This is a genomic window from Streptomyces cinereospinus, assembly GCF_042430725.1.
Classification (GTDB): Bacteria; Actinomycetota; Actinomycetes; order Streptomycetales; family Streptomycetaceae; genus Streptomyces; species Streptomyces cinereospinus.
Window position 1 is genome coordinate 109,866 of the sequence record NZ_JBHMCY010000005.1, and the last position, 14,832, is coordinate 124,697.

The following is a 14,832-nucleotide window of genomic DNA, read 5'->3' on the forward strand; positions in this document are numbered from 1 at the left end:
GAGGCTCAGGCCCCCTCGGCCCCGTCGCGCCCCGGCTCCCGCACGGCACCCTGCCGTTCCTGGGCCGGGGCCGACCCCCGCTGTTCTTGTTCTTGTTCCTGTTCCTGTTCTGGTTGCTGTGCCTGTGCCTGTGCCAGCGCCGCGCCCTGGCGGCGTCCGCGGCGCACCCCGAAGTAGTAGGCGAGCGCGCCCGCGCCCACCGCCGCCTGGAGGGCGAACAGACCGGACTCGATCTCCCCGGAGGGCGGCTCGTACAGCGGCGAGAACCACGGCTCGTAGTCCGGGTCCAGTTCGGTGATCGCCGTCTCCGCCTCGGTGTCGGAGCCGGTGAACGGCTTCTCCTTGTGGTCGCCGAGCCCCAGCACCAGCGGCAGCACGGCCAGGGCGGCGACGGCGGACACCAGCAGCAGGTTGATCTTCGTGCCGCGCTTCATCGGGCCACCGCCTCGGTGCCGGTTCCGTCCGTGCCGGTGCCCTCGGTGCCCTCGGTGCCGGTTCCGTCCGTGCCGGTTCCGTCCGTGCCCGGTCCCCCCGTGCCGGTGCCCTCCGGGTCGGGCTTCCGGCCGGGCAGTACGCCCAGCCGGCTCAGCTCACCCTTGCTGGACTGCACGAGCAGCCGCATCACCAGCACCGTGAGCAGCCCCTCGCTCACCGCGAGCGGGATCTGCGTGACCGCGAAGACGGCGCCGAACGTGCCGAGCGCGCCGAGGAATCCGCTGCCGGGGTCGGGGAAGGCGAGCGCCAGCTGGACGCTGGTGACGCAGTAGGTGGACAGGTCGGCGACGAACGCGCCGCAGAACACGGCGACCATCAGCGGCACGTCGAACCGCCGCAGCAGCCGGTAGGTCCCGTACCCGGCCCAGGGGCCGGCGATCGCCATCGAGAAGACGTTGGCGCCCAGGGTGGTCAGCCCGCCGTGGGCCAGCAGCAGCGCCTGGAACAGCAGGGTGATGGTGCCCAGCACCGCCATCACCGGCGGCCGGAACAGGATGGCGCCCAGGCCCGTGCCGGTGGGATGCGAGCAGCTCCCGGTCACGGACGGCAGCTTCAGCGCCGACAGGACGAAGGTGAAGGCGCCCGAGGCGCCGAGGAGCAGGGTGCTCTCGGGATGCTCCCTGACCTCACGGGTGAGGGACCGTACTCCGTGGACGACGAACGGCGCGGACGCGGCACCCCAGGCGATCGCGTGCGCCGGAGGCAGAAAACCCTCGGCTATGTGCATGGCTCGAACAGACCCTCTCCAGCACCTCGTGGATGGTGTACATCGCGCCTCGGCCGGTCTCCTGGCTGACGGGTGACACCGCCCGTGCTCCGCCTTCCCGGGTCCGAGGACCCAGTGGCTGCCCGTGAGGGCCGGAGCCGGACTTCCCGATCACAGTGGCGAGGGCCGCACCGGCATCACACCGGATTTCCCGTTCACCAAGGCGTGGTGACAGTAGTGCGCCCGCGGGGGTGGTGACAAGCGGCGCATCGGGGCGCGAACGCGCTGGTCACACGGCGCACCCGGCGGACGCCCCGTGTTTCCGGGCCCCGCAGCGGCGGCCCTCCACCGGCCCACGGCGGCGAAGTCGCTCCCGCCGGGCCGCCGCCGGGCCGCCGCGGTCCCCCACTCGGTGCACATCGGTTCGTACAGGGGGAGTGAAGGATGGACCACCCGACGTACACCCACCCGTGCCGTCGCGACCGCCCGGCCCGCCGCCCCGCCTCCGGCGCCGCGACCCGCCGGCCGTCGCCCTCGGCAACGCCTCCCTGCTGGGCGTCGGCCACCTGCTGACCGGGCGCCGCGGACTCGCCGCCACCGCGGCGCCGGGTACGGCCGTACCCGCCTGGGCGCTCGCCTCCACCGCCTGGTGGGGCCGCGAGACGGCCGCCCTGGTCCGGTGGGCGGCGGTGGTCGCCCACGGCTGGTTCGTGGCGAGCCGCGGCACTGCCCGCGCCGCCTCGCGCGGGCGGCGCCCGGTGGCGCTCGGCGTCACCCGGCCGGTGCTGCCGGCGGCCGGGCTGCCGCGGTACGACGCCGCGCGCATCGCGGAGAGCGTCGGCGAGGCCCGCGACCGGGGCGACTGCGCCGGGTTGTGCGACGCGCAGGACGGGGTCCGGGCCGGGCATCGCCTGGCCGACGCCCCGTCGGGCGCCCGGGGCGACGAGGCGGTCGAGGACGGCCGGCGGCTGGAGACGGCCGGCGTCCTGCTGGACAGCGGACCGCGCGGCGACACCGAGGCGTCGGAGAAGGGCTTCGGCATCCTCGCCGAGGTGCTCCCCGAGCCCGGCAACGAACGCACCGCCCGCGCCGTCCTGGACGGATTCCTCGCCAAGGCCTGCCCACCGACAGCCCCCGCGGCCGGGTGGCTGGTGGGGAGGTCACGGCGTCCCCGGGAACGCGGGCACCGGACCGGCTCCGGTGGGAGGATGGAGTCCGCCGATTCGCCTGAGGGGGTTTCACATGAGTCGGACCGTGCGTTGGCTGCTGCTGGCCGTGGGGTCGCTGGCGGTGTTCGGGCTGTGCGTGTGGCTGGGGGACGTGCTGCTGCCCTGGGACCGGCCGGAGCGGATCGGCGCGGGCGCGGGAGCCGGTGCGGTCCTCGCGGCGGTGCTGGTGGCGTGGGGCTCGTCCGTGATCAACTCCACTCCTCCGCCCCCGTCCCCGGGGGCGGGCGGCCATACGGTGTCCGGTGAGCGGTCGGTGGCCACGGGGGACAACTCGGGGATCATCGTGACCGGGGACAACGGCAACGTCCAGCGGTGAGCGCGGAACGGATGCCCTCGTCCGCCTCCGGCGGCCGGGCCGCGGCCGCGGGCAGCAACCCGGGCGTGATAGCGACCGGCGACGACGCCCGGATCGAGCAGCGGTTCGTGGTGCTGCCGCCGGACGCCGTGGGGCCTGCGGTCGACGGCGCGGCCGTCGCGAAGCTGAACAACCTGCCCGCGTACGACAGCGCGGTGTTCGAGGGCCGGGACGACGAACTGCGGGCCCTGGCCTCCGTGCCGTCGGCGGGGACGGGCGTGGTGGCGCAGAGCGTGCGCGGGCTGGGCGGGGTGGGCAAGTCCACGCTGGTGCTCCACCACGCGCGGGCGTTCCTCTCCGCCGGCTCCGGCCCGGTGTGGTGGATCGACGCGGAGACCCCGGCCGGCATCGTGGCGGGACTGGCGGGACTGGCCACCGCCCTGCACCCGGCGCACGCGGCCCTGCCCCTGGAGGAGGCCGCGGAATGGGCGCTGGCGTGGCTCCAGGGCCGCTCGGGCTGGCTGGTGGTCCTGGACAACGCCGAGGACCCCGCCGACCTGTCGCCCTACCTCGGCCGGCTGACCACCGGCCAGGTCGTGATCACCACCCGGCGCGACCTGCCCTGGCGCGACCTCGCCGCACCCCTGTGCCTGGACACCCTCACCCCGGACGCCGCCGTGGCCGTCCTGGAGGGCATCACCGGCCGCGGCCGGGCCGACGACGGCGCGTTCGAGGAACTGGCCGAGGAACTGGGCTGCCTGCCCCTGGCACTGCAACAGGCCGGCGCCTACCTGGCCCAGACCCGCACCTCGGCGGGCGACTACCTGAGGGAACTCCGCCGGGACCCGGCCGGCATCCTCGCCGCCACGCCTCCCGGCGACGCCCAGCAGCGCACCGTGGCGCAGGTGTGGAGCGTCACGCTCCGGGCCGTGGAGGAGGCCGACCCGCACGCGGTGCACCTGCTGGGCATCCTGGCCCACATGGCGCCGGACCCCCTGCCGCGCGGTGTCCTGGACACCGCTCTGCCCGCCCGCCGGACCGTCGACCACGCCCTGGGCGTCCTCGCCGCCTACAGCATGGTCACCCTGACGGAGTCGACCGTCACCACGCACCGCCTCGTCCAGAGCGTCATCCGCACCACCGCACCGCCGCCCCCCGCACCGCCCACCCGCCTCCGGCTCCTCACCCGCCGGCTCCTCGGACGCCCTCCAGCCGCACCTCCCTCACCCCTGACCATCGCCCTGGCCCTCCTGACGTACGCCATACCGTCGGAGAGCCCCGCGGAGGTGGAGGGATGGCCCGTCTGGCAGGACCTGCTGCCCCACCTCCAGGCAGTGATCGCCCACCACCCGGACGACAGCACGGCCCAGCAGCTGGCGTTCGCCCTGGGAGAGACCGCGCTCTATCTGCGCAGCCGCGGACAGGCGTCCGTGACGCTGCCGTTGGAGCAACGGGCGCTGGCGATCACCGAGGCGGCGCTCGGACCGGGCCACCCCGACACGGCGGTGCGGCTGAACAATTACGCTCTGACGTTGACCGCGCTGGGCCGGCACGGCGAGGCGCTGCCGCTGGTGGAGCGGGCGGTGGGAATCGCCGAGGCGGTGCTGGGGCCGGAGCACCTCACCACCGCGCTGCGGCTGAACAATCTCGCCTCGGTCCTCACCGCGCTGGGCCGGCACGGCGAGGCGCTGCCGCTGAAGGAGCGCGCGGTGGCGATCACCGAGGCGGTGCTGGGGCCGGACCACCCCACCACCGCGCTGCGGCTGGGCAACCTCGCCGCGACCCTCTCGGACCTGGGGCGGCACGGTGAGGCGCTGCCGTTGAAGGAGCGGACGCTGGCGATCGTCGAAGAGGCGCTGGGGCCGGACCATCCGCACACCGCGCTGCGGCTGGGCAACCTCGCCGCGTCGCTCTCGGACCTGGGGCGGCACGGCGAGGCCTTGCCGTTGGAGGAACGGGCGCTGGCGATCACCGAGGCGGCGCTGGGACCGGAGCACCCCACCACCGCGCTGCGGCTGGGCAACCTCGCCGCCACGCTCTCTGCTCTGAGCCGGTACGACGAGGCGCAGCCGTTGGAGGAGCGGGCGCTGGCGATCACCGAGGCGGCGCTCGGACCGGACCATCCCGACACCGCGCTGCGGCTGGGCAACCTCGCATGGAAGCTCTCTCGTCTCGGCCGGCACGACGAGGCGCTGCCGTTGGCGGAGCGGGCCTTGGTGATCACGGAGGCGGCGCTGGGCCCGGACCACCCCGACACCGCGATGTGCCTGGGCAACGTCGCCTCGGTCGCCACCGCTCTGGGCAGACTCGACGAGGCGCTGCCGATGAAACAGCGGGCGCTGATGATCACCGAGGCGGCGCTGGGCCCGGACCACCCCACCACGGCACTCCGGCTGAGCAACCTCGCCGCCACGTTCATCGCGTTCGGCCAGTACGGCGATGCCCTGCCGCTGGTGCGGCGGGCGCTGGCCATCTCGGAGGCGGCGCTGGGGCCGGACCACCCCACCTCCGCGCTGTACCGGCACAACCTCACCGAGCTGCACCGACGGCTGGAGCCCGCCCGCCCCGACGCACCCCCTTGAGCCGCCCGAAGCGCCGTGGGCCCCGGCCGCTGGCGGCGCGGCGTGGGGAACACCAGGTCGCGCGGTTCCCCCCCAGCGCTGGAGTACCCTCGCCGCGGAACTCCTCGGCGGCGTGGGCGTTGACCGCCTCCATTCCTGCCCTCTCGGGGTGACGCCGAGGTGAGGCCCAGAGGCCGCCCATTCCCGCGCGGGTGTCCGAAGACGCTGCACGGGGCGCGGCTACCCAGCGGTGCGGCGGGCGCGATGGGAGCTGCCGCCCGGTATCCGATCCGTACTTCATCTCCAAGCTCCGACGCTGTAGAAGCGCCGGAAACCGCCCGCGGGTGGAGGCGACAGTCCAGGCCGATCGGCACGTTGCAAGCCTCGGCCATTCATTGGTCTCGCCGGTGGATGCTGGTGACGGCGACGGCACATGCGGCGCCCGCCCACACCGCGTAGACGGTCCAGGCTCCGCCGGTGCTCCACGGGAAGGCGATCGGGGAGTAGTCGACATCGACGAGCCGGAGCCACGCACGGTAGGGAAGGGCGTGTCCGGCGACCGCCGACCGGTGGCGTCCGTCGGTCAGGAACAGCGGCAGCACGAGGACGACCACCACTGAGATGATCATGGTGGAAGCGGTGTGCCGGATGACGGCGCCGAGCGCGAGGCCGGCGAGCGCGCACACCGGCGCGAGGAGGGCGGAGGCCAGAACGACACGGAAGGCTCCCGGGTCGCCGATGGCGACGCCCGCGTCCCGACGATCGAGAATGGCCTGTGTCGCAGCGAACGAGACACCGGCGACGACCATGCCGAAGACCGTCGTGACCACGGTGACGACGACCGCCTTGGCCCCCATGACCGAGCGGCGGGCCGGAACGGCCGCACATGTCGTCCGGATGGTGCCCGTGCTGTACTCCCCGACGATCACCAGGGCGCCGATAGCGCCGATGGCGAGGGCCATGAGCAGGGCCGCATTCGGCGTGAACGCCTCTTGCAACGCGATCCCGTCCTTCTCGAATGCGGCGCGGTCCTTCGACACCTGCAGCGTCCAGTGGCTGTACGTGTCATAGGCAGTGCCCGCGTTGCAGCCGATGACGGCCAGGGCGGTGGCCCCGTAGGCGATCCAGGTCGAGCGCAGCGACCGGTGTTTGAGCCACTCGGCGGCGACCAGATCGCGGAAGCGGGCGCCAGGTTCGCGGGTGGCGCGTTCGCCGTCGGGAACGTCCGTGGTGGTGGTCGCGGTCATCGGGGCTCTCCTCCGGGGAACCGGACACGGTCGGCGGTGAACTCCATGAAGGCCTCTTCCAGCGAGGCGGAGCGGGTACTCAGCTCGTGCAGCGGGAGACCGTGCCGCCGGGCGATCTCGCCGATCCGCACCGCGGTCAGGCCCGTCACGGTGAGCTGCTCTCCCTCCGCCCGGACGGCCGCGCCCTCGGCGGTCAGCAGATCCCTCAGCGCGGTCGCGGCGGGCGTGGCCACGGTGACGCCGTGCCGGGTGCCGCGGGCCGAGAACTCCGCGAGGCTCTCCGCCGCGAGCAGTTGGCCACGGCCGATCACGATCAGCTGGTCGGCGGTGTGCTCCATCTCCGACATCAGGTGGCTGGAGACGAACACGGTGCGGCCTTCGGCGGCGAGCCGTCTGAACAGCTCACGCACCCACCTCACCCCTTCTGGGTCCAGGCCGTTGAGCGGCTCGTCGAAGAGCAGCACCGGCGGGTCGCCGAGCAGGGCGGACGCGATGCCGAGCCGTTGTTTCATGCCGAGCGAGAATCCGCCGATGCGCCGCTTCGCGACCTCGGCGAGACCGACCTCCCCCAGCACCTCGTCCACCCGGCGCCGGGGGATGCGGTTGCTGCACGCCAGCGCCGACAGATGTGCCGCCGCACTGCGCCCGCCATGCACGTCGTGCGCGTCGAGGAGGGAGCCGACATGTCGCAGGCCGCGAGGGCGGTCGCGGAAGGGCCGGCCCTCGATGGCGACCGTGCCGCTGGTGGGCTCGTGCAGGCCGAGGATGACCCGGAGCGTGGTGCTCTTGCCGGAGCCGTTCGGCCCGAGGAATCCGGTCACCTGACCGGGGCGCACGGTGAAGGTCAGGTCTTCGACGGCGGCAGTGCCGCCGTATCGCTTCGTGAGTTCATTGACTTCGATCACGGTGCCCACGGTGCCGCTCGGCGCTCCCGCTCGTCGTCGGACCGGTGCTGACAATCACCGGGCGCGGGTGTCGACCCTGGTTGTACGACCGCGAGCCGATGACCCGTTGCGGGTACGCCCTTACGATCTCGGCATGCCCGCCTCCTCGCCGCCGCCGCTGCTCAAGCGCATACCGCCGGGCCTGTGGACGGCGCTGGTGTGGGTCGCGGCGGCAGTGCAGCCCGTGGTGGAGTACGTCCTGATGCCGCCGCAGCGGACGTACTCCCACAGCTATCCCCGGGACGGCCTCGATCCGCTCGGAGCCCGGGCACTGCTCGCCCTCGCCTTCCTGCTGGTCCTGGCCGGCAGCGCGCTGCTGCGCCGCCAGACGGCGGTGGCGTACGGTCTGGTGATCGTCGGCACGGTCGTCTCGTCGGTGGCCTGGCGGCAGGACGAGGTTCCGCCCCTCCAGTTTCTGGGGGCGGATGTCGCCCTCTGCTACGTCGCGGCCACCCGGACCCGGCGCACCGCGATCACCGCGGCCGCCGGGGCGCTGGGCGTGCTCGCCGGTTACCTCGCGCTGCGGTGGATCACGGGGGGAGAGTCCGGCACCGCCTCCGAACCGTTCGTGGCCCTGACGGTGGTCATCGCCTGGCTCATCGGCAACTCGGTGCACCAGGCTCGTGCCCACACCGTGGAGCTGCACGCCCGGGCCGCCGCCCAGGCGGTCACCGCCGAACGGCTGCGCATCGCCCGCGAGATGCACGACACGGTTGCCCACAGCATCGGCATCATCGCCCTGCAGGCCGGAGCCGCGGCCCGAGTGGCGGAGACACAGCCGGCCAGGGCCCGCGAGGCGATGATCACCGTGGAACACGTAGGGCGCGAGACGCTGGCGGGACTGCGGCGGATGCTGGGCGCACTGAGGCAGGCCGACCAGGAGCAGGAACCCGCCACCCGGGATCGGGAACCAGCCGGCCACGACCAGGGGCGTACACAGGCTCATCGGCGGCCGGCCGTCGGTCTGGCGGATCTGGAAGGGCTCGCCGCGACGACCACGGCCGCCGGTGTCCGCGTGGAGGTGTGGTGGCAGGGCACACGCCGCCCGCTCCCCGCGGACATCGACCTCGCGGCGTTCCGGATCGTCCAGGAGGCGGTGACCAACGTCGTACGACACGCGGCTGCTGATCACTGCAAGGTCACAGTCGAATATCGCGAGGACGAACTCGTCGTCGAGGTCGTCGACCGAGGGAAGGGCGGCGGCCCGAACACGAAGAACACAGACACCGGATTCGGCCTGCTCGGCATGCGGGAACGGATCGCCTTACTGGACGGCCGCTTCACCGCCGGGCCGCGTTCCGGGGGCGGCTTCCGGGTAGCCGCCCGGCTTCCAGTGCCGGCAGCGCCGGGGACCGAATCCGGAGCCACGGCTGGTGCCCGATGACCATTCGCGTGGTACTCGCCGACGATCAGCCCCTGGTCCGCGCCGCCCTGCAGATGGTCATCACCGACACCGCGGACGTCCAGGTCGTGGGTGAGGCAGTGGACGGCGCCGAAGCGGTCCGGCTGACCGGGGAAGTCACCCCTGACGTGGTGGTGATGGACATCCGGATGCCCGGCATGGACGGCATCGAGGCCACCCGCCTGATTACTACGGGCACCAGCACCGCACGCGTTGTCGTGCTGACGACCTTCGATGACGACGACTACGTCTACGGAGCGCTGCGCGCCGGCGCATCCGGGTTCCTGGTCAAGGACATGGCCTTGGACGACATCCTCGCCGCAGTCCGTGTCGTGGCCGCCGGGGACGCCCTCATCGCACCGAGCGTCACCCGCAGACTGATAAAGGAGTTCGCCGGCCGCCCTACAGCGACGCCGCCACGGCGGACGGAACTTGAGCGCATCACCGACCGGGAACGTGAAGTGCTCACCCTGGTCGGCAAGGGCCTGTCCAATGCCGAAATCGCCGACCAGCTCTCCATCAGCGTTGCCACCGCCAAGACCTATCTGACCCGGCTGCTCGCCAAGCTCGACGCACGTGACCGGGTGCAACTCGTGATCCTCGCTTACGAAGCGGGGCTGGTGGCCCCGTCCTACTGAGCGAACTTGGGTGCCGTCTTCCGGCGGTACTCAGGCGACCTGGCCGAAGCCGGCGGTGGTCAGGTCCTGCTCGCGCAGCGGGGTGAAGTCGACGTCGGGCTGCGGGTCGTATGCCTCTGGCCGGCCACCGCCACGTCGCCCTGCGCAGTTCCTCGGCGAGACAGGTGAAGACCATCGCCTCGACGTGCTCGCGGACGAACTGACCCGGCCTGCTCTTGTCGGCCACGGCCTGCTGCCAGTTCTGCGTGGCGAAGGAGACGCCGATGCGCCTGCCGTCCGCGCCGATCGCGCTGGTATACCCGCCGCGGGCGGCCTCGTTGCGCTGCGCGTGCGCGAGCGCGTCCAGCACCTTGTCGGGGCGTCGGCCCGTGAACCCTCCTGCGTGCGGACGGGTCACCCGGCGTCCGGAGCGCCCAGCGTCCGGTGCGCCAGCTCCAGGACGCTGCGCGTGACCTCTTCGGTGTCGATGGGCCCGCCCTGCGCGATCAGTTCCTCCAGCAGCCCGTCGGCCGCGTGGTAGACCATGCGGAAGGCCCAGTCGGCGTTGCGGCTGCGGAAGGCCCCGGCGTGCTCCCCGCGCACGACGAACTCGCAGATGCGGTTCACCACGCGCGCGTTGGACTCCTTGCACAGGTCCAGCGCCTTGGCGTTCGCCGAGCCGTACACCAGCCGGTGCAGTTCGGCGTGGCCGACCGCGTGCTGGATCAGCCGGGACAGCAGCTCGTCCAGCGTCGGCCACCAGGCCTCGCCCCGCGCCAGGATCGCCTCGGTGGTGTCGTAGAAGGCGTTGACGTACTCCTCCCACATGGCCCCGAGCACGTGGTCCTTGGTCTCGAAGTACATGTAGAAGCTGCCCTTGCCCATGCCGGCAGCCGTGGTGATGTCCTGGATGGTGGCCTCGGAGAACCCGATGGTGCCGAACACCTCGTGCCCGGCCCGCAGGATGTCCGCCCGCCGGGCCTCCGGGCTCTTGTGGACGCGCTTGCGCCTGGCCGGACTCGGGGTCTGGGGCATCCGCACGCCTTCCTTCCGTGGCTCGTCTGCTCCCCAGCGTACCTGACCGACCGCCGGTCGATTGACTGACTGACGGTCAGTCCCATACTGTCGTGGGCATCGCCGGGCCCGTCGGGCCTGCCGTTTCACCGCCCTGGCCAGGGTCGGTCCGCTTTTGCTCCCGCGTGTACGTGAGGACGACATGACAAGTCCCAGCCCTGCCGCCACCCGAGGCAAAGGTCTGCTGCTGACCTTCATCTGCGTCGGGATCTTCATGGTCTATCTCGACTCCACGATCGTGAACGTGGCCCTGCCCGAGATCCAGCACGACCTGTCCGCGAACATGACCCAGCTGCAGTGGGTCATCGACGCCTACGCCCTGGTCGTCGCCTGTCTGCTGCTCATGGCGGGCACGCTCGGCGACAGCTTCGGCCGCAAGCGCATCTTCCTCGGCGGTCTGGCCGGCTTCCTCGCCGCCTCCGTGCTGTGCGCGGTCTCACCCAGCTACGAGTTCCTGCTGGCCGCCCGCGTGCTGCAGGGCGCCGCGGGCTCCGTCATGATCCCGGTCTCGCTGGCCCTGGTGTCCACGACCTTCCCCGAGCCCGCCGCCCGGGCCCGGGCCATCGGCGTCTGGGCCGGCATCGGCGGACTCGCCCTCGCCGCCGGCCCCGTGCTCGGCGGCGTGCTGGTCGACGCCTTCGGCCGACAGTCGATCTTCTGGGTCAACGTGCCCTTCGGGCTGGTCGCGTTCGCCGTCCTGGTCACCAGGCTCCCGGAGAGCAAGGCCCCCGGCCGCCGGCGTGCCGACGTCGTCGGCCAGATCCTGTTCGTCGTCTCGATCGCCTCGCTGGTGTACGCGCTGATCGAGGCCGGCGCCAGGGGCTGGAGCGACCCGCTGATCCTCGCCGCCTTCGCCGTCGCCGCCGTCGCGATGGCCGCCTTCATCGGCTGGGAGTTGCGCCGGGAGCAGCCGATGCTGCCGATGAGCCTCTTCCGCAGCCCCGTGCTCGTCGTCGCCGGCGCGGTCAACTTCCTCGGCCTGTTCGGCCTCTACGGCAGCATCTTCCTGCTCACCTTCTACCTCCAGCAGGTCAACGGGCTCTCCACCACCGAGACCGGCGTGCACTTCCTCTCCCTGAACGTGTCGATCATGGTGTTCTCGTACGTCGCCAGCGTGGCCGCCGCCAAGTTCGGCCCCAAGGTGCCGATCCTCATCGGCTCCGTGGCCAGTGCCGTGGGCCTCTTCGCACTCGGCCGGCTGGACCAGGGCAGCGGCTTCGGCGAGTACGGGTGGTCGATGGCCCTGCTCGGCGCCGGTGTCTCCCTGGTCGGCGCGCCCGCCACCGTCGCCCTGCTCCTCTCGGTCCGCCCCGAGCAGGCCAGCACCGCCTCCGGCGTCTCCAACACCTTCCGGCAGGTCGGCAGCGTCTTCGGCGTGGCCCTCTGCGGCACCCTGCTCATCCGGCATCTGGGAGGCGCCGTCCCGGACGCGGTGAGCGGGATCGCCATGGACGCCGGCACGCGCCAGGAGGCCGTGGGCGCCCTCTCGCACGGCGATCTCAGCGTCGTCGCACAGCTGCCGGCCCGGGTGCAGGGCCCGGTGATGGACGCGGTCGGCCCGATCTTCACCGAGGGCCTGCGGATCGGCTTCACCACCGCCGCGATCGGCACCCTCGTCGGCGGCCTGTTCGCCCTGGTCGTCCTGCCCGGCCGGAAGAGGCAGGCGGCCAGGGCCGCGGCGACCGCCCCCAAGGTCGCCTCCGACTCCGCATCCCACTGAGCCCGCTGATCCCGCTGATCCCACTGAGCCCGCTGATGCCGCTGATCCCGCGTGCCGGCGGCCGCACGCCGCGTCGCGGCCGCCGGCGCCCCTGCCCCGCACCGGAGCCTTTGTGGGGACCAAAGCCCTCGCCGACGCCTACCGGGACCTGGTGGCGGCGGCCGAGTCCATCACCGGGAGCAGCCCCCTCGCCGACGCCGACCGGGCCCAGGCGGACTGGCTGCTGGCGCACATCGCCCTCAGCGACCGGGCGCTGATCGACGCCGCCCGGCAGGTGCTGGTCGGGCACAGCGCCTGGATCGACAACGCCCGGGCGATGTCGAAGTCGGAGATCGCCAAGGTGCTCTCCGCGACGCGTCACACGGAGCGGGTGGACATGGTCCGCCGCACCGCACGCGAACTGCTGGCCGTCCTCGACTGCACCTCGGACACCGCGGCGGAGGTGACGGTCCGCGCCCGGCTCGCCGGCCGGAACGGCGCCGTGGTCCTCGACAGCGACCTGCCCTGGGGCGAGGTCATCCGGCTGCGGGCCACGGAGCACATCCCGGGGCACGCCGCCTCCCTGGCCGCCTGGGCCTCGCCCACGTCCGCTGCCTGACCCGCTCGCGCCGGACCCGGCTGCGGGTGCGCGCGGCTCCGGCGCCCGGACCTCGCCCGACTCGCGGAGACCGACGCCTTGGTCCTGCTCGGCGGCTGCTCCGGCCTCATCGCGCAGGCCCTGGGGACGGCCCGCGGCATCCCGCTGACCGGTCCCGCCCACTACGCCCGCGCACCGGCCGGGCCCACCGCGACGTTCCGGCCCCGCCCGGGGCGCGTGAGCGTCGACGGCACCGTCCTGCACGAGGCGACACCGCGCGCCGGGCGGCTCCACCAAGACGCTGGAGGTGCTGCCCGGCGTGATCCCGGCGTGGGGCCGGGGGGTCTGGGGGAGACGGTCGGGGCTGAGAGGGGGGAGGGCGGGAGGGCGGTGCCGGGGTGGGCGCTTCCGGTGCCGGGGCAGGGGGAGGCGGGATGGACGTCGAGGTCGTGGGTGCCGGGGCAGGGGAAGGCCGCAGGACCGTCCAGGACACGGGTGCCAAGGCAGTGGGGGAGGCCGCACGACCGTCGACGACTTCACCGCCCCCGCCGGGACGACGGGACCTGCTGGCAGGTCGCCCGGCGCGTCCGCGTCGTGCACGACCGCGCGATGACGCAGGGACTCCTCGACTCCGACGCCCCCATCGGAGAGGCCGTACGCCGGGCAGGCCCCGCCGCCGAACGCCCGGACGGCCGTGTGCGAGGCCATCGGCTTCGCCGACGCGAAGGTCTCCGACATCACCCGGGTCGCCGGCATCGCCAAGGGCACTTTCCACCTCCACGTCGGTTCACGTACGCGGGGGAGGAGGCCGATGAGCCTCCGTTACCCTGGTCGTTTTCGGCCCTTGTGGTCGGCCCGGAACCGAACGATGTGATCGTCGGGAGATGGCATGGACCTGCTTCAGGCCCTCGGTGAAGCGGTGGCCGCTCTCAAGGCTCCTCTGGGCGAGGACGACCGGGCGCAGGGCTGGACCGACGACCTGCGGAGAGAGGTGCAGGAGGAACTCTCCGTCAGTCGCTCGGTGCTGCGTCGCCACGGGACGGGCATGGTGCGGCACCTGCGCCCTCGCTTCGACGAGTGGATGGAACACGAGAACGTGCAGCCCGGACGCCTCCGGAACCTGGTGGGCGACGTGCAGCGCTCGCTCGCGGAGGCACGGACCATGACGTGAGAAACGTCGACCAGGCCGGCTGTCATCCTGCTCGAACGGCAGGTTCGTGATGCGGTCGCCGTCGGCGTGGCGCTCTGCGGACCGACGCGTCCGCGAATCCCTCAGAGGTGTCGCTTGGCTGTACTGACCAGCCGGCTGATGTCGTCGCGGGTCCGCACCCTGGCATCGTCGAACGCCGATCTGCTGTGTGCCTTGAACACCACCGTGACGTCTGCCAGCACCTTCTCCGCGTCCTGGCTCAGCGTCTCGTCATCGGTGAGCATCTGCGCCCTGAACAGGGCCTCCTGGGCGTTGGAGCGTAGCTCGTAGGCCCGGATACGCACCGTGTCGGGGTCCTCCGGTGGAGGCTGTTGGTGCTCGCAGAACCAGAGGTGAACCAGGCAGCGGCGGTAGTTGACCAACGCGCCGGCATAAAAGGAGTAGGCGTCGAGTCGTTCCTGTCGCAGCTTCTCCTGACGGGTGAACTGGTGGCTCCTGTCGGCGGTGCGCTGCTGGTACGCCAGGGTGATCCCCGAACCAAGCAGCGTCCCCAGGACGGCTATGCCGCTGGCGATGATGGTCTCCACGTTCCCAGCTGATCACACAGCATCGTCTCGGGGCAGTTGGAAGAGGGCATCCCGCTTCCGCACTCCGGAACTTGCCCGCGCCCAAGGACCGCGTCAGAGACCTTGGAGGCGGCGATGACCCGGCTGTGAGCGTGGTGGCCGCCGGGCATTACGGAACACGCTCGGACGGCCTGGAGACGGCCGACCACGCCTGACCCATCGGCTCGGTACGGGCGTCACCAGGGCGCC

At 72.6% G+C, this 14,832-nt stretch carries 13 protein-coding genes and 1 riboswitch; of the genes, 7 read left to right on the forward strand and 6 right to left on the reverse strand.

Annotation, left to right across the window (positions count from 1 at the left end; translation table 11 throughout):
- Positions 1-5 precede the first annotated feature (5 nt).
- Both ACFF45_RS04060 and ACFF45_RS04065 read right to left on the reverse strand, forming a co-directional pair.
- Positions 6-434, reverse strand: coding sequence for an energy-coupling factor ABC transporter substrate-binding protein (locus ACFF45_RS04060; protein ID WP_381341941.1), 429 nt, complete (start codon positions 432-434; stop codon positions 6-8).
- Complete coding sequence (locus ACFF45_RS04065) at positions 431-1,222, reverse strand: energy-coupling factor ABC transporter permease (RefSeq protein WP_381341944.1); 792 nt, start codon at positions 1,220-1,222, stop codon at positions 431-433. Before ACFF45_RS04065 ends, ACFF45_RS04060 begins: the two co-directional genes overlap by 4 nt.
- 34 nt (positions 1,223-1,256) lie before the next feature.
- Positions 1,257-1,439: riboswitch (cobalamin riboswitch) on the reverse strand.
- A gap of 1,004 nt (positions 1,440-2,443) precedes the next feature.
- On the opposite strand from ACFF45_RS04065, the gene ACFF45_RS04070 reads away from it, so the two are divergent.
- Positions 2,444-2,746 carry a hypothetical protein gene (locus ACFF45_RS04070; RefSeq protein WP_381341947.1) on the forward strand — a complete coding sequence of 101 codons (303 nt, stop codon included), beginning with the start codon at positions 2,444-2,446 and terminating at the stop codon, positions 2,744-2,746.
- Positions 2,743-5,307, forward strand: a complete 2,565-nt coding sequence (locus tag ACFF45_RS04075) for a tetratricopeptide repeat protein (protein ID WP_381341950.1) — start codon at positions 2,743-2,745, stop codon at positions 5,305-5,307. Before ACFF45_RS04070 ends, ACFF45_RS04075 begins: the two co-directional genes overlap by 4 nt.
- A 371-nt stretch (positions 5,308-5,678) precedes the next feature.
- Here the strand turns inward: ACFF45_RS04075 and ACFF45_RS04080 are convergent, their stop codons facing one another.
- Both ACFF45_RS04080 and ACFF45_RS04085 read right to left on the reverse strand, forming a co-directional pair.
- The gene (locus ACFF45_RS04080; RefSeq protein ID WP_381341953.1) at positions 5,679-6,533 is read right to left on the reverse strand and encodes an ABC transporter permease; all 855 of its coding nucleotides are present in this window, start codon (positions 6,531-6,533) and stop codon (positions 5,679-5,681) included.
- Positions 6,530-7,438: an ATP-binding cassette domain-containing protein gene (locus ACFF45_RS04085; protein WP_381341956.1), complete on the reverse strand. Its 909-nt coding sequence runs from the start codon at positions 7,436-7,438 to the stop codon at positions 6,530-6,532. The genes ACFF45_RS04080 and ACFF45_RS04085 overlap by 4 nt, the downstream gene beginning before the upstream one ends.
- Before the next feature lie 133 nt (positions 7,439-7,571).
- Here ACFF45_RS04085 and ACFF45_RS04090 point away from each other — a divergent pair, with 133 nt between their 5' ends.
- A complete protein-coding gene (locus ACFF45_RS04090; protein WP_381341958.1) occupies positions 7,572-8,861 on the forward strand; it encodes a sensor histidine kinase in 1,290 nt (429 codons plus the stop codon).
- Positions 8,858-9,517, forward strand: coding sequence for a response regulator (locus tag ACFF45_RS04095; protein WP_381341961.1), 660 nt, complete (start codon positions 8,858-8,860; stop codon positions 9,515-9,517). The genes ACFF45_RS04090 and ACFF45_RS04095 overlap by 4 nt, the downstream gene beginning before the upstream one ends.
- Before the next feature lie 393 nt (positions 9,518-9,910).
- On the opposite strand, the gene ACFF45_RS04100 is transcribed toward ACFF45_RS04095, so the two are convergent.
- A complete protein-coding gene (locus tag ACFF45_RS04100) occupies positions 9,911-10,531 on the reverse strand; it encodes a TetR/AcrR family transcriptional regulator (RefSeq protein ID WP_381341964.1) in 621 nt (206 codons plus the stop codon).
- A 181-nt stretch (positions 10,532-10,712) separates the two neighbouring features.
- On the opposite strand from ACFF45_RS04100, the gene ACFF45_RS04105 reads away from it, so the two are divergent.
- The 3 genes from ACFF45_RS04105 (at position 10,713) to ACFF45_RS04115 (ending at position 14,038) form a co-directional block, all read left to right on the forward strand.
- Positions 10,713-12,290, forward strand: a complete 1,578-nt coding sequence (locus ACFF45_RS04105; protein ID WP_381341967.1) for a DHA2 family efflux MFS transporter permease subunit — start codon at positions 10,713-10,715, stop codon at positions 12,288-12,290.
- Positions 12,291-12,402: 112 nt separating this feature from the next.
- Entirely contained in the window at positions 12,403-12,888 is a 486-nt protein-coding gene (locus ACFF45_RS04110; RefSeq protein WP_381341970.1) for a hypothetical protein, read from the forward strand.
- Positions 12,889-13,756: 868 nt separating this feature from the next.
- On the forward strand, positions 13,757-14,038 hold the full coding sequence (locus ACFF45_RS04115; RefSeq protein WP_381341972.1) for a hypothetical protein: 282 nt from the start codon (positions 13,757-13,759) through the stop codon (positions 14,036-14,038).
- A 101-nt stretch (positions 14,039-14,139) separates the two neighbouring features.
- On the opposite strand, the gene kilB is transcribed toward ACFF45_RS04115, so the two are convergent.
- Positions 14,140-14,604: a plasmid transfer protein KilB gene (kilB, locus tag ACFF45_RS04120; protein WP_381341975.1), complete on the reverse strand. Its 465-nt coding sequence runs from the start codon at positions 14,602-14,604 to the stop codon at positions 14,140-14,142.
- Positions 14,605-14,832: the final 228 nt, after the last annotated feature.